Source organism: Psychromonas sp. (assembly GCF_041586535.1).
GTDB lineage: Bacteria > Pseudomonadota > Gammaproteobacteria > Enterobacterales > Psychromonadaceae > Psychromonas.
This window is the reverse complement of record NZ_JBFGZY010000005.1, coordinates 1-22,778: the sequence shown is the minus strand read 5'-3', so window position 1 is coordinate 22,778 and position 22,778 is coordinate 1. Positions and strand designations below refer to the sequence as shown.

Annotated in this window: 18 protein-coding genes; 11 read left to right on the top strand and 7 right to left on the bottom strand. The window is 44.5% G+C overall.

The window, feature by feature from the left end; genetic code table 11:
• Positions 1–57 precede the first annotated feature (57 nt).
• The 5 genes from fdhF to ABZA00_RS01315 all read left to right on the top strand — a co-directional run bounded on the left by fdhF (position 58) and on the right by ABZA00_RS01315 (position 6,110).
• The gene (gene fdhF / locus ABZA00_RS01335) at positions 58–2,181 is read left to right on the top strand and encodes a formate dehydrogenase subunit alpha (protein ID WP_372880342.1); all 2,124 of its coding nucleotides are present in this window, start codon (positions 58–60) and stop codon (positions 2,179–2,181) included.
• Between the two features lie 6 nt (positions 2,182–2,187).
• On the top strand, positions 2,188–3,216 hold the full coding sequence (locus ABZA00_RS01330) for a 4Fe-4S dicluster domain-containing protein (RefSeq protein ID WP_372880341.1): 1,029 nt from the start codon (positions 2,188–2,190) through the stop codon (positions 3,214–3,216).
• A complete protein-coding gene (locus tag ABZA00_RS01325) occupies positions 3,209–4,102 on the top strand; it encodes a hypothetical protein (protein WP_372880340.1) in 894 nt (297 codons plus the stop codon). The genes ABZA00_RS01330 and ABZA00_RS01325 overlap by 8 nt, the downstream gene beginning before the upstream one ends.
• A gap of 210 nt (positions 4,103–4,312) precedes the next feature.
• Positions 4,313–5,251 (top strand): ADP-ribosylglycohydrolase family protein, encoded by a 939-nt coding sequence (locus ABZA00_RS01320; protein WP_372880339.1) that lies wholly within the window; start codon positions 4,313–4,315, stop codon positions 5,249–5,251.
• Positions 5,244–6,110: an NAD(+)--dinitrogen-reductase ADP-D-ribosyltransferase gene (locus tag ABZA00_RS01315; protein ID WP_372880338.1), complete on the top strand. Its 867-nt coding sequence runs from the start codon at positions 5,244–5,246 to the stop codon at positions 6,108–6,110. The genes ABZA00_RS01320 and ABZA00_RS01315 overlap by 8 nt, the downstream gene beginning before the upstream one ends.
• A gap of 23 nt (positions 6,111–6,133) precedes the next feature.
• Here the strand turns inward: ABZA00_RS01315 and ABZA00_RS01310 are convergent, their stop codons facing one another.
• The 4 genes from ABZA00_RS01310 to ABZA00_RS01295 form a co-directional block, all read right to left on the bottom strand.
• The gene (locus ABZA00_RS01310; protein WP_372880337.1) at positions 6,134–6,235 is read right to left on the bottom strand and encodes a diguanylate cyclase domain-containing protein; all 102 of its coding nucleotides are present in this window, start codon (positions 6,233–6,235) and stop codon (positions 6,134–6,136) included.
• Between the two features lie 181 nt (positions 6,236–6,416).
• Positions 6,417–6,821: a DNA-3-methyladenine glycosylase gene (locus ABZA00_RS01305; RefSeq protein WP_372880366.1), complete on the bottom strand. Its 405-nt coding sequence runs from the start codon at positions 6,819–6,821 to the stop codon at positions 6,417–6,419.
• Between the two features lie 158 nt (positions 6,822–6,979).
• Complete coding sequence (locus ABZA00_RS01300) at positions 6,980–7,189, bottom strand: hypothetical protein (RefSeq protein ID WP_372880336.1); 210 nt, start codon at positions 7,187–7,189, stop codon at positions 6,980–6,982.
• 29 nt (positions 7,190–7,218) lie between these two features.
• Positions 7,219–8,142 carry a DMT family transporter gene (locus ABZA00_RS01295; protein WP_372880335.1) on the bottom strand — a complete coding sequence of 308 codons (924 nt, stop codon included), beginning with the start codon at positions 8,140–8,142 and terminating at the stop codon, positions 7,219–7,221.
• Positions 8,143–8,334: 192 nt separating this feature from the next.
• On the opposite strand from ABZA00_RS01295, the gene ABZA00_RS01290 reads away from it, so the two are divergent.
• Together ABZA00_RS01290 and ABZA00_RS01285 are read left to right on the top strand one after the other, a co-directional pair.
• Positions 8,335–9,390: a bifunctional transcriptional activator/DNA repair enzyme AdaA gene (locus tag ABZA00_RS01290; protein ID WP_372880334.1), complete on the top strand. Its 1,056-nt coding sequence runs from the start codon at positions 8,335–8,337 to the stop codon at positions 9,388–9,390.
• 263 nt (positions 9,391–9,653) lie between these two features.
• Positions 9,654–11,411, top strand: a complete 1,758-nt coding sequence (locus ABZA00_RS01285) for a bifunctional UDP-sugar hydrolase/5'-nucleotidase (RefSeq protein WP_372880333.1) — start codon at positions 9,654–9,656, stop codon at positions 11,409–11,411.
• Positions 11,412–11,898: 487 nt separating this feature from the next.
• Here the strand turns inward: ABZA00_RS01285 and ABZA00_RS01280 are convergent, their stop codons facing one another.
• On the bottom strand, positions 11,899–12,942 hold the full coding sequence (locus tag ABZA00_RS01280) for a helix-turn-helix domain-containing protein (protein ID WP_372880332.1): 1,044 nt from the start codon (positions 12,940–12,942) through the stop codon (positions 11,899–11,901).
• A gap of 189 nt (positions 12,943–13,131) precedes the next feature.
• On the opposite strand from ABZA00_RS01280, the gene ABZA00_RS01275 reads away from it, so the two are divergent.
• Genes ABZA00_RS01275 through eat form a run of 3 tightly spaced genes read left to right on the top strand, consistent with a single transcriptional unit; the run spans position 13,132 to position 16,780 of the window.
• The gene (locus ABZA00_RS01275; protein ID WP_372880331.1) at positions 13,132–14,532 is read left to right on the top strand and encodes an ethanolamine ammonia-lyase subunit EutB; all 1,401 of its coding nucleotides are present in this window, start codon (positions 13,132–13,134) and stop codon (positions 14,530–14,532) included.
• Complete coding sequence (eutC, locus tag ABZA00_RS01270; protein ID WP_372880330.1) at positions 14,529–15,365, top strand: ethanolamine ammonia-lyase subunit EutC; 837 nt, start codon at positions 14,529–14,531, stop codon at positions 15,363–15,365. Before ABZA00_RS01275 ends, eutC begins: the two co-directional genes overlap by 4 nt.
• 23 nt (positions 15,366–15,388) lie before the next feature.
• Positions 15,389–16,780 carry an ethanolamine permease gene (eat, locus tag ABZA00_RS01265; protein ID WP_372880329.1) on the top strand — a complete coding sequence of 464 codons (1,392 nt, stop codon included), beginning with the start codon at positions 15,389–15,391 and terminating at the stop codon, positions 16,778–16,780.
• A 252-nt stretch (positions 16,781–17,032) separates the two neighbouring features.
• Here the strand turns inward: eat and ABZA00_RS01260 are convergent, their stop codons facing one another.
• Together ABZA00_RS01260 and ABZA00_RS01255 are read right to left on the bottom strand one after the other, a co-directional pair.
• A complete protein-coding gene (locus ABZA00_RS01260; protein ID WP_372880328.1) occupies positions 17,033–17,500 on the bottom strand; it encodes a DapH/DapD/GlmU-related protein in 468 nt (155 codons plus the stop codon).
• A gap of 122 nt (positions 17,501–17,622) precedes the next feature.
• Positions 17,623–19,680 carry a hypothetical protein gene (locus tag ABZA00_RS01255; RefSeq protein WP_372880327.1) on the bottom strand — a complete coding sequence of 686 codons (2,058 nt, stop codon included), beginning with the start codon at positions 19,678–19,680 and terminating at the stop codon, positions 17,623–17,625.
• Between the two features lie 1,058 nt (positions 19,681–20,738).
• Here ABZA00_RS01255 and ABZA00_RS01250 point away from each other — a divergent pair.
• Positions 20,739–22,169: a hypothetical protein gene (locus ABZA00_RS01250; protein ID WP_372880326.1), complete on the top strand. Its 1,431-nt coding sequence runs from the start codon at positions 20,739–20,741 to the stop codon at positions 22,167–22,169.
• Positions 22,170–22,778 lie beyond the last annotated feature (609 nt).

Sequence of the window (22,778 nt, the reverse complement as noted above, 5' to 3'; positions counted from 1 at the left end):
ATTAACTGCTTACGAGGGATCACTTCGTTTAGAGATTTAGTAATTAAGGATAACTTTATGATAAAGACCACACCTTCTGTTTGCCCATATTGCGGCACAGGTTGCGGTATTGGCTTGAGGAGTGACGGTGACAAGGTGATAGGCGTTGAGCCTATTATTAATCATCCCATCAGCAAGGGGCGACTCTGCTCAAAGGGGTGGAGTTCAGCCTTTGCGACTGGCCACGAAAACCGTATTACCAGCCCGATGATAAGGGATGGCAAGGGCTTTCGCAAAGCGAGCTGGGATGAAGCGCTGACATTAATCCATGAGCAGTTCAGTTATTTCCGCGATCACCACGGCCCGCAGTCTGTGGGGATGATCAGTTGTGCCCGCGCCACCAATGAAGATAATTATGCGATCCAGAAATTTGCCCGTGCGGTACTGAAAACCAACAATATCGATCATTGCGCGCGAATATGCCACAGTCCGTCCGTTGCCGGCCTGCAGCAGACTCTGGGCTCCGGCGCCATGACCAACAGTATTGGCGATGTCGGCAAGGCGGATGTGATCGTGGTTTTCGGCTGCGACCCCACTGAAAGTCATTCCATCATCGGCAGTGATATTATCAAAGCCAAAGAAGCCGGTGCATTGCTGATGGTCGTAGATCCTCGCCGTACGCGCCTGGCAGAGATGGCTGATGTTCATCTGCAGTTAAGGCTGGGCACTAATGTTGCTCTGCTCAACGGTCTGGTCAACATTATTCTTGAAAAAGGCTGGGAAAATCAGGCGTTTCTGAGTAAACGTTGTGACCATCTGGATCTGCTGCGTAAATCCGTTGCCGAGTACACCCCTGAGAAAGTGCTTGAAATCACCGGTGTTCCGGTTGATCAGCAGATCCAGTTCGCCCGTCTCTATAGCCATGCAAGGGCGGCTTTCCTCGCTTATGGTATGGGAGTAACCCAGTATGTCAGCGGTACCAATAACGTGATTGCCGTGTCAAACCTGGCCTTGGTGTGTGGTCAGGTAGGCAAACCGGGTGCCGGTATTAACCCGTTGCGCGGTCAAAATAATGTTCAGGGGGCTTGTGATATGGGCTGCCTTCCAGGGGTATTTCCCGGTTACCAGTCCACTGATGATGAAGCGGTACGGCATAAGTTCAGCACCGCCTGGGGAACGTCGGTGGCAAAAGGGCCGGGAATGACCTCTTTGGGGATGAATGAAGCTGCGCTGCAGGAGCAGTTTCACGCGATGATGATCTTTGGCGAAGATCCTGTGGTTACCGACCCGGATCAGAATCAGGTTACTAAATCACTGAAAAAATTAGACTGCCTGGTTGTTGTCGAGATGGTGATGACCGAGACTGCCCAGTTGGCCGATGTGGTGCTGCCAGCGGCGAGTTTTGCTGAAAAAGACGGTACTTTTAGCAACTGTGAGCGCCGCGTTCAGCGGGTGCGTAAAGCAGTCAACCCGCCGGGAGAGTGCCTTAGTGACTGGCAGATGATGAGCAAACTGGCTGCGTATTTTGGCGCTGACGGCTTTGCCTGGGAAAACGCCGAACAGATCTTTGAAGAGATAGTATCACTGACACCAATATACTCTCAGATGAGCTATCCGAGACTGAATAACGCGCAGGGACTGCAATGGCCCTGTGACATTCACCATCCCGATGGCTCTGCTGTCCTGCATGAACGCAGCTTCCCTAATGGCAAGGCCCGACTTATGCCGGTGCACTACCTGCCGACTGCCGAGCAGCCTGATAGTGATTACCCCTATTATCTGACCACCATCAGATTGCACTTTCATTATGGTTGCGGATCGATGACCCGAAAATCACCATTGCTGGAGCGTGAATCACCGAAAGGGTTATTGTTTATGAATCCAAGGGATGCAACTAATCAGGGATTATTTAATCATGCCCCGGTTGGCGTTCGCTCACGCCGTGGGTATCTGGAAACGCGTGTTATTGTCACTGATCAGGTTCCCCCGGGACTGGTGAGTATTCCTTATCATTTTAACGATGTGCCATCCAACCAGTTGACCAACGATGCGCAGGATCCCGTGACCCGCATGCCGGAACTAAAAGCCTGCGCGATACGGGTTGAGCCACTGGCACGTGATAGCGAGCCTCGGTCCATCCATCTTCTTCGGGAAGCCGGTGAAGCCAGGGCCACCGCTGAAATATTCAGAACTGTAGTGTAGGAATAGATGACTATGTATGTATACGAATTGGATAGGGTAGAGCATTTGAGAGACTGGCTGGCTTTGCGGAATGATGTATTTCAGCCGGTGGATAACGGCCTGGGTAACGGTAGTTGGGAAGCTATTGCCCATGGTGAAGTGGCGCATTTTGATCCACAACTGCGCCCGCTGGTGTCGCCTAAAAGCATGTTTTTCTCAGAGCAGGAATCACTGTTTGTTTTTGATAGTGAGACCTTTGCAACGACAAAACCCAAGCATGGTTCACAAGTGCTGTTCGGTGTAAAAGCCTGTGATTTAGTGGCGATTTCTTATCAGGACAAACATTTTCAGCAGGATCCCTATTATCAGGCGCGCAGGCAGAAAACCCTGCTGGTGGGTATCGACTGTTCCGCCCCCTGTGAGAACGGTTTTTGCCGCAGTGTTAATGCCGGTCCGCAAGTGAATGAAAATATCGCGGATTTGATTCTTACGCCAATGCCGACGATCGGCGGTGATATGCAGGGCTGGTGGCTGATCTGCAGCAGTAATAATGGTCGCGCCGCGGTATCCGGAATGGATTTGCGCCCCGCCGACAGCAGCTGGAAATCCTGGCGTGAAATGAACCGCCGCCATAGCGAAGCGGGGTTTAAAAGTGATACCCACATTATCAACGGTATTCAAAGAATCAATGCCCGCGCCGTTCCCGACGAGCACTGGCAGCAGTTTGCGCATCAGTGTATCAGCTGCTCAGGGTGCAGTCAGATCTGTCCGACCTGCAGCTGTTACACAACCCGGGATCTTCAAGAAGATGACAAGTATCGACGCCAGCGCGTATGGGACTCCTGCCAGCTGGAAGGCTTTCAGAAAGAGGCCAGCGGAGCGAATCCATCAGCGGAAGCGGGTCGTCGTATGTATCGTTTTTGGTACCACAAATTTTCTGAAGATATCGCCTTAAAGATGGGGCGTTTTGGCTGCACGGGCTGCGGTCGCTGTGAAACCGTCTGTCCGGGCTCGGTAGGCGTTCATTCTATTATGGAGAAGATTTCTAATGCTTAATTTAACCCCTCAATCGATCCGTCTGGTCAGGCGTTATGCGGACGGGCAGGATATTGTTCATTTTACCTTTGAACCGGCAGATAAAAGCAAAGGGCTGCCTGAGTTTGCGGACCCTAAAAAGGTACAACCCGGTCAGTTTTTTATGTTGTCTATTCCCGGATATGGAGAGGCGGCTTTTACCTATGCGGGGATGCCGGACGAGGATGGGCGGTTTGTGGCGCTCATTCGCTGCATCGGCTCTTTGACAAAGGCACTGTTTGAACATCAGGAAGGTGCTCTGTTTGGCGCGCGTGGTCCTTTTGGTAAAGGCTGGCCGGATCTGAGCGGCACAAAGGTTCTGGTGATTGCCGGGGGATGTGGGCTGGCACCGGTTGCCGCCAAAATTGATGCTTTGATTGCTGCCGGCTCAGATCCTGTTGTTTATTTCAGTGCCCGAAATATAGCCATGCTGGTAATGAAGGAGGAGCGTTCCCGCTGGCAGGATCAGTGTACGCTTTATCAGGCTGTTGACGATCTTGAAAATGCCGACGGCGAGTATATGCATGGACGCAAACTGGTGGATAACCTGCATTACATCGAATCAGAGCACGGACCTTTTGAGCATGTGATGACTTGTGGTCCGGAGGGGATGATGGAAGCTGTTTGTAAAATTGTCATAGACCATGGTCACCCTGCCGACCGGCTGTGGCTTTCACTGGAGCGCCGAATGCATTGTGGCGTCGGCCTTTGTGGCCACTGCTATGTTGCCGATGATCTGGTGTGTATGGACGGTCCCACTTACCGCTGGGATCAGCTCGGAGAGCTGGTGGTAAAAGAAAAAGCGATCAAGCCGCCGGCAGAGCCTTTAGATATGGTAGTTAAGACCAGAACATGCTGCAAAGGTTGAGTTATTTTTGCGATTAACTGCAAGTTTAAAAAGGGCCGCATTATTGCGGCTCTGTTGTATTTAATTTGTCAGAGTTGCAACAATCCAGTTCGACTGCTGCATTCATTAATGATGATTTTTACCTTTTTATATTAAAAACCAATAAGTTAAATATGGAATGATATTTGCTACTGTTAGTCATATTGCAATTATTTTGAATTAAGAGTGGTTATGACGGTTTTCTCTGAGTTAGCAGATCACAGTATGTATCTTCAGGATAAATCCAGGGGCTGCCTGGTTGGACTGGCCGTGGGGGATGCTGTCGGTACAACACTGGAGTTTCGACCTCCGGGCACCTTTAAACCTCTTACCGATATGGTCGGGGGCGGACATTTTTGCCTGAAAAAGGGCTACTGGACAGATGATACCTCAATGGCCTTATGCCTTGGTCATAGTCTGGTTGAATCCATTGGTTTTAACGCCCTGGATCAGATGCAGCGTTATTGTAACTGGCTGGATCACGGTTATATGAGCAGCATCGGGACCTGTTTCGATGTCGGTGTCAGTGTGTCTTCTGCGCTGCGCCGTTTTCAGAAAACCGGCGATCCCTTTGCCGGAGCCAAGGGACGCTGGAGTTCCGGCAACGGCTCGATTATGCGCCTGGCACCCGTGCCTATTTTCTATCAGCAGCAACCGCTGCAGGCCGTCCATTATGCCGGAGAAAGCTCCCGGACAACCCATGGATCGCCACTTTGTGTCGATGCCTGCCGTTATTTATCGCTGTTTCTGGTGAGCCTGATAAATGGCAGCGAGAAACAAGCCTTTAGTTGTATCGAATATACTCCGCAAACTGATGAGATCCGCTCCATAAAGTCCGGTGCTTTTCTCGATAAACCCTATCAGGGGCTTACCGGTAGCGGCTTTGTTATTGAGAGTTTAGAGTCTGCTCTGTGGTGCTTCCTCAAGACAGATTCTTTCGAGTCCTGTGTGCTGGCGGCTGCTAATTTAGGCAATGATGCCGATACCACGGCTGCGATTGCCGGTCAAATGGCCGGGGCATACTACGGCCATATGCAGATCCGTCAGGACTGGCTGGCGGCGCTGCATCAGCATGAGCAAATTGTCGCACTGTCAGATCGCCTCTATGTACAAGCGCTGCGCAATGTCTGATCTGCAGCCGGTATCTAAGGTTGCCTCTATGGACGCGCCTATCTATTCCCTCAGCGAAAGCGAAGTCAGTCTGTTGAAACAGATCTCACTGCCGCTTAACCATTGTAATGTTCCCTCCAGGCTTCTGGCCAGCCTGGCCTACCAGGAGCAGCCGATTCCGGTGGAGATCGACGGTATTGCCATCCTCTATCCAAATTTATTCAATATGCTGAAGAGCGCAGACACTGCTGAGATCCGCGCTAACCATTTTCGAGGGTTTATGACATCGCGTTTTCATTTGTTAAAGGGCAGTTCCGGAGCACAAGAGGCAGCCGATCCTCCCCCCCGACCTAAGATAAACTATCGTCGTCTGCTGCTGGGCTGGTTATTTGACTCGGATAACGATCAGGGTGCTGCTTGGCGTAGCTGGGTGGAATCGCGTTTCGGTCTGCTCACCTGTTTTCATCAGGAGCTGCTGCCGGGGCCGGACAGCCCGCAATACCTGCGCTTTCGGCAAAAGTGCAGCAGAGCAACTTATAATACCAATGAACTTTTTGAACAGCTGGATCTACTTTATTGCTTTTGCCAGCAGGAGCTGCGTCTGCGTTACCCGGATACTGAACATCTCACACTCTACAGGGGCTGCACCGAGCCCTCAGAGTATCTGATTGACGGTTATCCGGTTAAGCTGTTCAATAACCTCAGTTCCTTTACCTCGGATCCGGAGTCGGCACTGCGTTTCGGCTCTAAGGTTTTTTCCGTCCGGGTACCGCTGTGCAAAATCGCCTGTTTCGAGTCGCTACTGCCGCGCAGTCTGGAAGGGGAGCAGGAGTTTATGGTGCTGGGTGGGCTTTATAAAGTTGAGCAGGTAAAGTTTTAGGTAAAGATAAGTTTGCACATAAATTATAACTTGTTCCTGCCTTTCTCTTTGGCCTGGTAGAGTGCCGCATCGGCATTACCCAACAGCGTGGTAAATTCGTGACCACCCTTTGGGTAGGGCGTCACTCAAAACAAGGGGGCAACACCAGTTGTAGCCCTTCTATCGGTACAGGCTGGTAAAGGGCGTGGATAATAGGTTTTGCCAAACCCGAGGCAGCAGCCGGGAGTTTCTGAGCCACTGCGTCTGAGCATCTATTTGCCAAAAAACTTTAACTACCGCACATTTGTGCTGCTGTTGATTCCGTGACTATTCAGTATGCTGATGATAATAGTGCCACAGAAACAATGCTCCGATACTTCTCCATGGCGCCCAGTGGTTTACTATTTCACGCGCCTGCTTTGCCGTCGGTTTTTCTGCAAGCCCCTTTAATTGCTTTAAACCAACTAATACCCCCAGATCATCTGCCGGAAAAACATCTTTCCTGCCCATGGAAAACAGCAGATAGATTTCGGCGCTCCAACGGCCAAACCCTCTGAGGTTGGTGATGGCTTGGATAGCCTCTTCGTTGCTTAATGTAGCCAAGCCGTCAATATCCAAACTGCCATTGAGCACTGCCTCAGCCAGACCCTTGGCATACTCAATTTTTCGAAAAGACAAACCTGCCTCGCGAAGACTTTGCTCGCTGATTTCCATAAGCCGCTCAGGTGTTATACCAATTCCGTTAATTAGATGATCTATTTAGGCGCAGGAAAAATGGATGAAAGCAAGGCATTGATTGCAGTAACTAGTTGTTCTAATTACAAAATAAATAACGAAGCTAGCATTCATTTTAACAAACAAAAATGAATAGATAATTATCGGATTTGGTATTACTCCTGCATTAAGGCAATCAGGTGCTGCATAATTATCGTTGCCACTTTAGTCGACAACTGTTGGCTAACAATAATGACAAGAAAAGCTTCAAAGCCGCTTGCTCTCATCCGTACTGCTGGCAGCCCAAATTCTATAAGGGCATGCTTAACATCTTGATCTACAAGGCTAAGCGCTTGCATTCCACGGCGTATCGTTTCTTTATCCATGTTCGTACCCTTAAGGTGTTGATTAGCGGTTAAGCTAAAGCAGTTATCAAACGCAGCCATAGTCGCCCATCAATAGCTGATAAGCCCAGTGCAATCAATAACATTCCCAGAAAGTGAATAAGCTGCAATGATTCGTTTAGAAACAGCGAACCAAGAAAAACCGCCGAAACAGGAACCAGGAGTGTTACCAGTAATACATTAGTTGCGCCCGCCAGTTCAAGTATTTTGAAATAGAGCACGTAGGCAACTGCCGTCGACATAACAGCGAGTCCCGTAATGGCCATCCAGGTATTTTTACTTGTTGCACTTATATCAATTGTACCATCCACCATAAAGGCAATGGGTAATAAGACAAGGGTTGAAGCCGTTACTTGTCCTGCTGCTGTGACCACCGGGTTGATATCAAGAGCCTTAAAGCGGCGGCCATAGACCCCTGCAAAGGCATAGGCTATTGTAGCGGCAACGATGGCAAGTTGAGCAAAGAGTTTGCTATCACCACCTAAAGCTGGCATACCTATCATCACGACCACGCCGACAAAGCCGATCACCACTCCCATTAATTTGAGTGGTGTCGGCCGTTCGTCAGGCAGTAAAAGACCTGCTACGACGACTGTAAATATAGGCGTAGCTGCGTTAAGAATCGCTGCCAATCCAGATGCGATTTGTGTTTGCCCCCATACAATAAGGACAAACGGGATAACATTATTGAGTAATCCCATAGCAACAAAAGCACCCCATATTTTCAGGCTTTTTGGCGGACGAAGACCAATCATAAATGCGATAGCCCATAATACCAGGGCAGCAATGCTTACTCTCAGCGCGACAATAGTTAACGGAGGAAGGTCATTAACCGCGATACCGACAAAGAAAAATGAGCCTCCCCATAATATAGAAAGTAGAATAAGCATGAACCATACTTTTGAGTTGATAGCGTTGCTGATAGGAGATTTCATAATAAGTTCCGTTTTCTCTATTTTGATATGAGTTCATATTAGCGTTAATCCGCTTTCCAAAACATCTGAATATTGCGTGCTATTCCACTTTGGGCTATTTAGAATTATTCAGCAAGAATCGGATAGCAGGGCAGGTAGATTTATGGTGAGATCACTGTATCAGCAACAGCGACTAAAAGGAGAATGCAATTGATGCCAATGCCATCTGAAAAGGCAATGAGAAAGGCGGTAGAGAGCAGAGATGCGTCCTTTGATGGGCTGTTTTACTACGGCGTTATTACGACGGGTGTTTTCTGCCAGCCTTCTTGCCCCACTAAAGCCGCTAAGCCGGAAAATATCAGATTTTTTTCTGCTGTTGAATCTGCTCTGCAAGCTGGATTTCGCCCCTGCAAACGCTGCTGCCCTGCGGGAAAAAATGCACGAATAGAAAAAATTATTGAAGTGGCTGATTATATTGAAGAGCACATCGAAGAGAAAATAACGCTGTTGCAACTAGCGGGGATTGCCGGGCTTTCTCCCTCCAGATTACAAAGAGTATTCAAAGAGATATTTGGTATCTCCCCCAAACATTACCAAGATGCAATTCGAATGCGTCATTTCAAGCGTTTATTAAAAGGAGGTGATAGTGTTACAGATGCCATTTACTCGTCAGGATTTGGCTCTATCAGTAGAGTGTACGGGGAAGCTTCGCGAAATATAGGGATGACGCCTAAGGCTTACCGTGCCGGGGGCGATGGTGAGGTCATTCATTATGCCTGCCGCATGACCGCGCTCGGACTGATGATAATGGCCGCTACCGGTAAAGGGATCTGCTCGGTGCAGTTCGGTGACAATGAAAGCTCTTTATTCTCCCTGTTGTCTAAAGAGTTTCCCAAAGCCGAACTTGTCCTTTCTGCAGCACAGAATGCATCTGAACTGGATAACTGGATGGAGGCCTTAGACAAACACCTCAGCCAAGGAGCTCCCAGACCCGATGTTCCCCTGGACATGAGGGGGACAGCATTCCAGGTTAAGGTGTGGCAGTTCTTACTGAGCATCAAAGAGGGAGATGTGGTGAGCTATGCTGAAGTTGCTGAGCAAATTGACAATCCAAAGGCTGTACGTGCGGTAGGAACGGCTTGCGGCAAAAATCCAATTGGCGTGCTTATCCCTTGTCATCGCGTCCTGAGGAGTGATGGTGCACTGGGGGGGTATCGATGGGGGCTTGAGCGCAAACGAACCTTGTTAGATAAAGAAAGAAGCAAGTGATTAGGCGCAGGATAAAACGAAGGTCAATTTGCGGCAACGTCCTGTTTAAATCACTTTAACGTTGAAAAAATAGTTTTTCTGCCCGGTTTTGGGAGAGAGGGATTTGCCTGATCAATTTTCACTCAGAAGAGTTAGCTGCCGGTTATGGTTTGTTCCCGTGTCAAATAGCAGATCAACAATAGATTCAGTAAAATCAATATTTTCATTACATTGTAATAATGAATGGCTTAGTATATGAGGGAATAAAAAACAAAAGAAGAAATATGAAAAAAACACATCAGCCAGTCAGAATGACACTGGCGCATATTAATGATACCCACTCCTATTTTGAACCTCAGTCTCTGCAGATTGATTTAGAGTTTGACGGACGTAAGGTGTCGCCCTACGTCAGCAATGGGGGTTTTGCACGCATAGCAACCCGCGCGGGTCAGATTAAAGAAGAAGCCAGAATCAATAGCCGCGAGTTTATGTTTTTCCATGCCGGAGATTGTTTTCAGGGCACCCTTTATTTCTCTCTTTTTAAGGGGGAGGCCAATGCTGATATGCTCAACGCACTGGCAATAGATGCAATGGCGATAGGAAATCACGAGCTCGATATGGGTAACGAACCGGTCGCTGAGTTTCTCGATCGTATTAATTTTCCTTTACTGGCGGGAAACTGGGATATCAGTAATGAACTGTCAAACAAAGCTAAAAAGTTAACCGGCAAGGCAAAGCTAAAATCTTACAATGCCGAAAATAAAACGGCTAACTGGATCTTAAATAGGGCAGAGGGTGAGCCGGTGGCAATCTTTGGCTTATCTCTGGATAAAATGTCTGAAATCGCCAATGTGGATCCCGATACCCCTTTTGTTAATGCTCTGGAAACAGCGGAGAACACCATCGCTGCCATTCACGCGCAGGGAATCAATAAGATTATTCTTATCAGCCATCTCGGTTACCAGGCCGATAAAGAGCTGGCCGCCGCAACGCAGGGAATTGGACTTATCATCGGCGGGCACACGCATACTCTGCAGGGGGACTTCTCTTCACTTGGCTTTGCTAAGGAAGAGGAGTATGGCACTAAGGTAAATGGGACACATATTGTACACGCTGGCTGGCATGCTCAGAGCATAGGGCATTGCCATATTGATTTTGATGCCGGGGGAAAGGTTACCCATTTTTCGGGTAAAAATGAGTTGCTGTTTGGCAGCCGTTTATGGAACGACCCAAGTTTGCAGGAAACTTTTCAGGATGACTTACACCAGAAGGCAGATAAGTATCTTCGGGAACATGAAAATGTGGTGTTCTGTAAAAAAGATCCAAAACTGCATAGTCTTCTGCAGGACAAATATATTCCCAGAGTCCGTGAATTACAGAACACCAAAATCGGCACTGCCTCTCAGGCGTTACGCCATGTGCGCATACCAGACGATCAGGGGGCAAGCGAAATCGCTCCGCTGGTTGCCGAATCCTTTGCGCATATGATGAAAGAAAAAGGTTTCGCCGTTGATTTCGCTATTCATAACGCCGGTGGGATCCGCACCTCTTTGAATGCAGGAGATATTACTATTGCAGATATTGCAGGTAAACTGCTTCCTTTTGCCGTTCCGATAGGAGTCTATGAGCTGAAAGGAAAAAATATTGCGCTGGCACTTGAGGGGGCAATCAACAATGCGACTAGCAATGGCGTGATAGGAACGGGTTCGGGAAGTTATCCTTACGCACATAATCTCGACTATATATATAAGCCGGAAAACCTGATGGGCAGCAGAGTTATTAATCTGAAACTCTTTACCGGTGCAGGTGACTGGGTTGCTGTAGAGCCTGAGAAATATTACCTTGGCACCTCTTCAGCGTATACCATGAAAGGGAAAGAGGGGTATGACGCGCTAACCAAGATGAGAGGATTAGGAACGGTAACCGTGGCATCAATGGCTGACTGTTTTATTGATTTTATCCAAAGATATCCTGAAAGATTATCCGGTAATGAACAAACAGATAGCGCTGCCGATTCAAAAACAATCAATATAATGTTCTGATTGCTGTTCTATTTTCAGTGCAGCAAAATAGGATTTCAAAAGGGTGAGCAGAACTATTTCTTTTTTATATTGGACAACATCTGCAACTTGTAATTGGGTGCTTGTGTAACGCGTATATCAATCTCACCTTTACCATTAGCAGTCTAACCAAAACGTTACTGCGGATTTTTTGTAAACAGTTTTATCCCATTGAATAATAGTTATTTCTCTTTGTCTTTTCCTGTTTTCCCAGCCCTCAAAGATAGATATTTAATCAGTTGAAATCCTATCGCTGAAATTTCAGTATATAAAGCGCAGATTAAATCAAAAGTGAGATTTAAATCAATTCGGTTAGAGCTAATTAATATATTCTAAGATGACTTATACCAAATCCGATAATTATCTATTCATTTTAGCAAGTATAAATGAGTAGATAGTTATCGGATTTGGTATGATACCTTGCCCTGTGAATATTGGCTGCGGTGATCTTGTGTTGCTGACACAATGGTTATGCACTGATAATCAGGCTTTGCGTTGTGATGTTTTGGTAGTTTGCCGCCCGCTGTATAGTCTGTCCAGGTGTTTCGCCGAATAACTGCTTGTAATGCGCATTGAAGGTACTGATATGGAAAAATCCAAAATCAACAGCCAGATCAGAGATCCGCACCTCAGTTTCATTTTTTAATAAAATGCGTCTTATCTCGTTGAGCCGGCAGTCTCTAATATACTGCACTGGTGAAACACCGAGTTCCTGTTCGAAACAATAATGCAGCGTTCTCCTGCTGACATGCGCAATTTTACACAGCTCTGTAATGGTCAGCGGATAGTCGCCGGTTTGCTCAATATAACGACTTATTGCCGTTATGACTCTCTGTTTTGTTGGCCGTTGTACCTGTACCTCTTTTAAACCCGATTCTGTTTGTGCCAGCAGATCGGCAAGCTTTGATGCAATCAGTGGTTTTAATCTCTTTAATCTGGATGGGTTGTTGGCATCTAACAGAGCGTTTTGTCCCGCGCTATTAATATTGTCATTGAGCAATAGCTGAATCAATTTGGCCAGTTCGTAACTGACGTGGTTATTCGCCTCAGAGACTAACATCTTATTGGAATGGTTCAGCCACAGCTCTGCATCGAGTCCGCTCATTTCATGCAATATGGCTTCTCGGTCCAACACCAGACCAAAAATATGGAAGTTCTGCGGGGTGATCAGCTCAAACTCTACCCCGGACGGGCGAATCATTAATTGCCCGTCACCAATCTCATTGTTGTTTATTTTCGGTCTTTGGCTCTGCAGTGAGAAGCCCAGCCATACACTGTTTTCATTTACGCAACACTGTTGCAGCAGCGTCTGGTTAGTAAACTCTTCAAATAGATGTATTCCCCCTAACTTCAATTCATCCAGGTAACCATTAAATGTGCCGCTACTGTGCTGGTTATAGTGCTGCTGCCATTGCACCAGACTTTCAGCCTGCTGGTTGACATCAAAAGTGAATGATTTGCACCTTTGTAGTGCAATTGATGACCTGTTATGAAGCGGTTGTGAAATAGCCATTATTTGCGCCCTCCCGGGTTGATGCACCGCTTTGATGCTTGCTTTAACTAAGCGTTTGTTTTGAAGGTGTTTTCCAATTTTGCACAATTGCGTTATTAGTTTGGAACAATATTCGCTTCGACTTACTTAGATTCTATTACAAAGTTTACGTGCAAAGTTTGCGCCTAATTAAGACTCGAGGTATTTACTATGTCCAAATATCGTTATCAACTCGGCGGCCATGTCTATCAATTTGACAGTCTTGCCGATCTGATGGCAAAGGCCTCTCCTTTAAGATCCGGAGACCAGCTTGCCGGGGTTGCCGCACTCTCCGCGGAGCAGCGCGCGGTGGCGCAAATGCTGCTCGCAGATTTACCCCTGACGGTTTTTCTGCAGGAAACCCTTATTCCCTATGAAAGTGATGAAATTACCCGATTGATTATTGATGAGCATGATCCTGCTGCCTTTGCCGAGATTGCCCATTTCACTGTAGGTGATTTCCGTAACTGGCTGTTACAAGAAACCACCACTGAACTGGAGCTGGCAAAAATCCGCGCGGGGATCACCCCGGAAATGGTCGCCGCGGTGAGCAAAATCATGCGTAATCAGGATTTGATTCTGGTTGCCAAGAAGTGCCGCATTATCACCCAATTCCGTAATACGATTGGTTTATCCGGGCATTTATCTACACGCCTGCAGCCTAATCATCCGACAGACGATGTTAATGGCATCGCAGCTTCTATTTTCGACGGCTTGATGTACGGCAGTGGTGATGCGGTGATCGGTATTAACCCGGCAACGGATAGCGTATCGCAGGCGGTTAAGCTGATGAAGCTGATGGATGATGTGATTCAGCATTATCAAATCCCGACCCAATCCTGCGTGCTCACCCACGTCACCAATACCATCGAAGCAATTGAGTTAGGTGCGCCGGTCGACCTGGTTTTCCAGTCTATTGGTGGTACTGAAGCGACAAATACAGGCTTTGGCGTCAATCTCAATGTGCTTGATGAAGCGTATCAGGCAGCATTGGAATTAAAACGCGGCAGCGTGGGCAATAACGTCATGTATTTTGAGACCGGGCAGGGCAGTGCGCTGTCAGCCAATGGTCATCATGGCGTTGACCAGCAGACTTGCGAAACGCGTGCTTATGCGCTGGCACGTAAGTTCAATCCACTACTGGTTAATACCGTGGTCGGCTTTATTGGGCCTGAATATCTCTTTGATGGTAAACAGATCATCCGTGCCGGATTAGAAGATCATTTTTGCGGCAAACTGCTCGGTCTGCCGATGGGATGTGATATCTGCTACACCAATCATGCCTATGCCGATCAGAATGATATGGATAACCTGCTGACCCTGTTAGGGGTGGCGGAATGCTCTTTTATTATGGGGATTCCGGGATCCGATGACATCATGCTTAATTACCAGACGACCTCTTTCCATGATGCGCTTTATGCCCGCCAGGCATTGGGCCTTCGCCCGGCACCAGAGTTTGATAACTGGTTGAAAAAGATGGATATATCACCACAAGATAGCAGTTCTCAGTTAAACAATGATTTACCTGATTGCTTTTCTCGGCCATTAAAAATGATTAAGGAGGCATCATGAATAATGTAGTGTCAATCAATCAGGAGATTGTCCATAAAGATCCCTGGGAAAAGTTACGCCAGTTTACCAAAGCCCGAATAGGACTCGGCAGGGTAGGGACCAGTATCCCTACCGAGGAGCTGCTGCGTTTTCAACTTTCGCATGCTCAAGCAATCGATGCTGTTCATGTGCCGCTGGATGTTGAGCAGTTGTGCGCGAAATTTGCACAGGCTGATGTTTTACAACCTTATTTACCGGTACAAAAACTGCACAGTAAAGCGCGGGATCGAATGGAGTATCTGCAGCGCCCGGATCTTGGCCGGCGGCTCGACGAAGCATCTATCTATAAAGTGCAGCAACAGTGCGTAGGTGAGCCCTATGATCTGGTTTTTGTGATTGCTGACGGTCTGTCTTCCTACGCGATTGCTAATCATGCCAAACCATTCTTAGAAATATTAATTACTAGTCTGCATAAGGAGGCAAATAAGAAGTGGAAAATTGCACCTATTTACGTTGTCGAACAAGGCCGGGTGGCGGTCGGCGATGATGTCTGTGAAGGGCTTAATGCGAAGCAAGTGATACTACTGATTGGTGAACGTCCGGGGCTAAGTTCCCCGGATAGTATGGGGCTGTACCTTACATGGAGTGCTAAACGTGGTACTGAAGATTCGCTGCGCAACTGTATTTCTAATATCAGGCCGGAGGGATTGCCATACCCGGCAGCGGCACATAAGTGTAGTTACTTACTCAATGAGTCGCAGCGGATTAAATTATCAGGCGTCAAATTGAAAGATCGCAGTGAAGATTTACCGCTTGAAAGCACCACTACACAACAATTTTGTTTAACAAATTAATCGTTACTTAAGAGGAAAATATTATGTCAAATAATCAAGAGTATCTAGCTCAAAGGCAGTTGAAAAAAGGGGCCGCAGGGTGGATTTTACTTGCCGGTCTTGGGGTTTCCTATGTTATCTCGGGTGATTTTGCGGGATGGAATTTTGGTATTGCGCAGGCTGGTTGGGGTGGCTTTGCAGTTGCTGCAGTACTGATGGGCATCATGTACTTAACCTTGGTCTTGTCGCTTGCTGAAATGTCGGCGGCGATTCCAGCTGCTGGCGGTGGTTACAGTTTTGCCCGTCAGGCGATGGGACCTGTTGGTGGCTACCTTACCGGGCTTGCCGTTTTAATCGAATATTCACTTGCTCCCGCTGCGATTGTTATTTTCATCGGATCAGCCGTTAATGAATTGCTCGGAATTGATGGGCCTATGGTCTACGCATTGTTCTACCTCGCTTTTGTGGGTATTCATATCTTTGGCGCCGGTGAAGCTCTGAAAGTGATGATGGTGATCAGTGGGCTTGCTGTGTTAGCTATTATTGCAACCGGCGTTGTATTATTGCCGGAATTTGATGCGACACGTCTATTTGATATCGCACCTGTAGCCAGCGGAACAGAGTTCCTGCCAATGGGTTATTACGGTGTATGGGCAGCGCTGCCATTTGCGATGTGGTTGTTCCTTGCTGTGGAAGGGGTGCCTTTAGCGGCTGAAGAAGCAAAAAATCCGGCCAAAGATGTGCCGAAAGGGATTATTGCTGCAATGATTTTTCTTCTGTTTACTGCGGTTCTGGTTGTTGTACTGGTAACAGGTGCTTCCGGTGCTGAAGTTATCGGAAATAGTGCGGTCCCACTTGTGGATGCACTGAAAATGACGGGACACAATAATGTTGCAACTATGGTTAACATATTGGGTCTGGCGGGATTAATCGCATCATTTTTCTCTATCATTTACGGTTATAGCCGTTTGGTATTTGCATTGTCACGCGCAGGTTATTTACCGCAAAACCTGTCATTAACCAGCAAGCGTAAAGTACCAGTACGTGCACTAGTCTATCCTGCTATTTTAGGATTCGTGATTTCGCTAACGGGTGAAGGTGACCTGATCTTGTCAATGGCGGTTGTCGGCGCGACAGTATCATATGCTATGATGTCCGGTAGCCACATTCTGCTGCGCATCAAACAGCCTGAATTGCAACGTCCATATAAAACACCGGGTGGTATTGTGACTTCAGGGATCTCATTTGTACTGTCTCTGGTTGCACTTACCGGGGTATATGCCTATGACGTTCGTGCATTCCTGTTCACATTGGCGCTATTTGTGGTCGGTATGGCCTATTACTTCTTAATTGGTCGTAACAACCTGGTTGCAACAACAGCTGAAGAAGAGTTTGCATTATTATCTCAGGCAGAAGATGAGCTTGCATCTGCTTAATGCGGGATATTAATGTCGTCTTAAAGATTAATCCGCCTTGAATGAGGCGGACTAATATAAAAAAGGTTATATGCGTAACCGAAAGACTATGAACACCGCGATCAATTAAAGCTTCAAATGTAGCGCTCCTTGGGCGCTTACCTTAGCCCCTTGAGAGCGTAAGCATTGAGTAAACGGTTTCTAAACCATAACTGCTTATCTTTTCAAATAATAAAATTATAAATAAGCAGTTGTAGCTTTTTTATCACAGCTTTAATCATTTTTACCCATATATTTTTCCAAATAATATAGTTTCTCATCTTCATTGGATAATTCTTCTGAATTATCATAATTCATTGATATATTATTTTTATTCATATATTTTTTCAAATAATATTGTTTCTTATCTTCCTTGGATAATTCTTTTGTGCTATCACAATCCAGTAATATATTTTTCTTATAAGTATTAATATCTTTAATTGGCCTTGCAGGGGCGCCGACAGCAACGCAATTTGAAGGAATCGATTTACTGACCACCGAGTAAGCACCAATAACAACATTATCACCGATGGTAACCCCAGGTAAAATGATTGATTTGTAGCCCAGAAAAACATTATTACCTACTGTAATTGTATTTACTTTATCGATTTTAGGATCTTCCTCCCTGAAAACCCATACTCCTCCATCATGTGTTTCAAAACGAACTGCTGTTGCAGAAACATGATCGCCTAGCGTTATCAAGTAGGGCTCACTACTAAAGGAAACGTCGATTAAACGACAATTGTTTCCGATATTTACCCCAATTTTTTTCGCATATTCGATCGGATACTGTTTCCGATAATAAAATTCGTATAATTTCCGTATTACTTGCATATAATTCCTTCTCCTTTCAGTACATTCAACAACTCTAAAGTGGAAATATTTGTAGTATCTACTCTTTTTATATTGTGGCTAGATAACGAATTAAATGCTCGGCTATAACGAGAGCAAAAATCTATAAATTCTATTTTATTCATCTTTTGGGATCTGCAAGGTTGATTCTTTCTATTTTTCACCCGTTGCCAGAGAATCTCATGTTCAGCACTTAAATAGATAATATTCTTGATATAAGAATTGACTAACTTCTCGCACAAATCGCTTTTTAAAATATTTTCTTTTCTCAACACTGCAATCTGAAAAAATGGACCTTGATCCAAAATAAAATTAGATGCCGGGTTATAGCTAGTAAACTTCCAGTACTCAATGATCATTATGGATGTAAATAAGCGCATAACATTCTTAGACACTTCAAGGCTTTTTGTTTTCAGATAAGCCTTAAAAAACCAGGGTATTGAGATTAAAGCAGATAAAAATAAAAATAATTTATATTTCTTAAGAGGAATTGCAGAAGTTACATTGGCATGTTTATTTTTTATTTCATTTGTTAATGTTGATTTACCAGTGCCATTTAAACCAATAATTTCAATAAAATCATATTTTTTGCATAAGCTTTTGTTAATAAAGTTAAGTATTTCTCCCTGAAGCTCTTTTACATTTGTAATTCCTGTGTCAATTACTTTTGCATAAGGAGGTTGCCAATCATTATTCGATATTTGTTCTGAACTAAAACGCAGTTCATTTGCTTCACTTTCAGGCTGGCGAAAAAGTGCAATATCATGAGCTGACTTCAGAATAAACAGCTCATCTACTCCATTTATTTTTTGATAAATAGCCTCTTCAAGGTGAGATAAAAATTCAAATTTAGTGCCGATATTGACTCTTATTCCTGGAGAATCCACCCCTGTAATTCCTTTTAACGGAATCCTATCGAGTAAAACAATATATCCATTTTCTCTTAACTTGCAGGCTCTTCTAAATTCGCTGAGCCTATCAACAGCAAGTGCAAGGTAGCTCAAAGCAAGGTTCATATCATTTGGCATAACTCTGTTGGATATTTTGATTGGTATTTTTAGTATCGTCCCTAAAAAGCTCCTATTTGGTCTTTCTATATGAATAACTTGAACCTTAAAATACTTTGATAGCGTATCTTTTAAGAGATCTATAGTAGTACTTTTTTCAGCTTCATCTGCACCAACAAAGGCAAAAGCTCGTCCTCCATTCCTGGGGACGTAAGTAAAAGAGTTATATTTGAAAATTTTCCTTAGAAGGTTCTTATAACGGGATTGGCTTATTCTTATTAGTGACAAAAGATAGGATTTAGTTATGCCATTGTCCCGCATTGATTTGAACGCTGCTTTCAATGCTAAGCTAGCTTTAAAATATGACTTAAGGCTATTATTATTTTTGACGACTCGCTCACAGTCTGCAAATAACTCCTGATTTATAAAACAAAAATCGCATTCAAGTAATTTTTTAACTTGATCTCTATTGATTTTCTTTTCAAGAAATTGGAATTCTTTATAATCAGGGCCAATTATAACCCCTGTTTTTTTTGAGTGTTTCCACATTTTTATTTTATTGCTAAGAGTATATAGAGAGAAGGGTAAAAGACCATTTCTTAAAATTAATCTAACCACTGATAATATATATTCATTCTCAATACGAGGGAGGTAAATATTTTTATATTTATATCTGGACTTTAAATAGCTATTTTCAATGGGTAACAGATAATTGTTATCGAAGTCGTACCCAACTGATAATTTAAAATATACATGGAAATGAATAAGTTTATTTAATGCGGTATCAAATCCTATATAATTTTTTATTTCAGACTGGCAATTATCTTTATATGAGTCGACTGCAACGATATTTAACAGAGCAAAAATTGACTTAACTTCTTCTTTTCGACCATGTTCAAACAGTAAATGAAGATCACTGTCGCCTGATAGCGCGCGCTCTATATTCGCATTGTTTTTGCAATGGACATAAGGTACTTTTTGCTCATTTACTTGAATGAGGAAATCGCTAATTAGTTGACTCACAATCATTTCACTCCATTATTCCATTAATGTATCAATAAACGGCCGTTGTTTTTTATCTGGAAATAAATAACTTATCATCACTTAAATATTGAAGGCCTCCCGCTGAAATATTCATTACCATTTCAACTCGATTATCGAGATCAGTACCTTCCTCGCTACCTGCAAATAAAGCTGACAAAATAAACCAGAGAACATAAGTAATTATTTCCCGAACTGGCTGAATGCTATGTGCTAGGGGGGCGAATAATTACTTGCAAACATAAATTTAACTACAAATGTTTTTATATTAATTAGCTACTCTGTTATTAGCTTAGACCCAATTATTGAAACTACAACAATTAAAGTAGCGTCTCTTGTTTCGGAGGCTGTTTATATCTTTAGGTTGATTTTTGTTCGATATGGCTCGTTGTTACCGTGGTGAGAGGTGTGACGCCTGTTGATTTAAGAAAATACCTCGCAAAAAAGCGTAAAACCCTTTTAGCCGAACCCTTTGGGCCTCGCCATTCGGGAGCGCCTAAAAATCGTTCATTCTGCGTTGTGTCAGCTCGACAGAGATCTCTATTCCTTCGCTAACACGCCTTGCCTGAGCGATTTTTAGTCAGCTCTGGCGTTCGTTTTTTAAACTATATGGTGCTTCAGGAGCTCGGTGCAAATTGCCTTGCTGACTTTGCATCTTGAAGTATCATGGGGGTAGATATCTAATAGATTGGAGTATTCATAATATCGCCGCTGCATTGTTAGAGGATGAGGTACCTGAATGCAATTATAATTAGAGGCTCATATCAGATTTAATTCAGTGTTATTTAGTTATTGGGAGTGACATATGTTTACATTGCTAAAATGATAAACTTCAATCATAACCGATTGATAAGTGGTAATATCAATTGATAGATAAAATTGACCATGTTCGGCAGATTCTTGGTCAATTAAGCATTTTGAGGTTGGATTGACGAGAAAATACGCGAAGTTGAAATAAGGTGTTTTCCGCATTATCTGGCTTGGTTGCGAGAAAGCAACTCGAACTTTAATTATCAGAAATTGTACAGAGAGTAATTATTTTGAGACAACAGTTATGGTTAACGATCTTTGCTTGTATTTCCTTTGCTGCATTGACAGTCCGCGCAGAGTTGCCGGTAATTGCTAAGTCGGGGGTAACAGTGCCGGTTATTGAGCCTGCATCGGAATTCGATTTATTGAAAGTAACTGGGAACAATAAGGATCTTATCGAGGGAACCTATACTTCATCAAACAGCTTATATTTACCTAATTTTGGAACGCAGTCGAAACGCCCTATTCATCAGGGAGGATTCGGTACTGATTCAGTATGTGGTTTGAGAGGGAAAATCATTAAGGTGACTAACCTCAATGATAGTGGGGTGGGATCATTAAGAGATGCAATAAACCAGAAAGAGCCAAGAACAATTGTTTTTGAGGTTTCCGGTGCCATAAAATTAGAATCGAAGCTTGATATTAATTCGCCATTTGTCACGATTGCTGGACAAACGGCTCCGCCTCCAGGCATTTCACTTTATCACAAAGCACTGAGAGTTAATTCGCACGACGTTTGTTTACAGCATATGCGCGTTCGTCTAGGCGACCGCGATCATAAGTTAAATATCATGAGTAAGAAGGACGCCCGAGAAGGGGATGCCATGGTGGTACGCGGTGGGCGCAATTCAGAGGGGACGTATAACGTTATACTCGATAATATGTCTGTCAGTTGGTCTATCGATGAGGCTATCTCAGTTTTTGGAGGAGTGTCAAATTTGACAATTCGAGATTCTATTATTGCGGAGCCTCTACGTCTGAATGCTCACGGACGAGATCATGCGTATTGTCTCTTTATTCGAGATAGTGAAAGGGTTTCCCTTATCGGGAATTTATTCGGGCATTGCCAAAGGCGTTCGCCGAGAATGGATGGCGGAACGTTGCAATACGTGAATAACTTTATCTACAATCCCGGTGAATACGCGGTTCATGTGCAGAATTTACCAATAGATGTAACAATGGTGGGCAATGTAATGGATTTTCCAGTAGATCCCGCAAATCGCTACGAGGGGGGCGCGGGCGCACTCTTTTCGAGCCGAAGCCCTGAAGCGAAGGTTTATTTCCTTGATAACAAATCCTTTGAAGATCGCCCGCTGCATGAAGTTCGTGCATATGGATTACCGATCGTTTTACAACCTGTGCCCAGAGTATGGGAAAATCATGTAATGACGCTAACGACAGCAGAAGTTGAAAACTCAATCAGTGACTGGGTTGGCGCATTTCCACTGCATCGTGATGCTGTTGATGCTCGAATCATTGAGGGGGTGAGAACGCATACCGGAAAGTATTTGGATTCTCAAATGGATAATGGCGGTTACGTTTATGTCGAAGAAAATAAGAGAGTTTTGACACTGCCCGAAAATCCTCAGAATGATGATGACGGCGATAATATTTCAAATTTAGTTGAGTGGCTGCAGTCATACACCGATGCAATTGAATAACCGAACTATCCGTAGTTAAAGATAAAAATTTACGAGAAAAAAGAATCTGTATCTGCGGCACTGATGAATAGCACTCTTCGGTGATTCCGCGTTGTGAAGTAATATGGAAAGTTAGATAGGGTGGAAGTGAAAAAATACGCATTTATTAAGCTAGAAATAGGAAAAGTACAAGCTTTTCCAAAAAATAGACCGTGATGAAAATGGTGTAACTGCTTATTTATAGGTATAGACATCACCTCGCTGGAACAGCGCCCAACCAGAATAGTGGTAATAGTTTTTCGGTTAAAATCATTATTAATGATGATGGTCATAACGCTTATCTAAATCAATAAAGGTAGAATCTAAATTTACCTCATCTCCTCCGATAAGATGTTCGGCGGACCCATCTGTAAAATATTCTGCTTACATATGTAATACCAAATCCGATAATTATCTACTCATTCATGCTTGTTAAAATGAATGCTAGTTAGACATAAAACTACGTTTTAGTCTTTGTTATTGATTTGATTCAGAACGTCCTGTTCTTCACCACTTTGTGGCCAGCTAAAGCTGTTCAAAATCGTTCCATAGGATTTTGTGCAATTAGAACAACTAGTTACTGCAATCAAT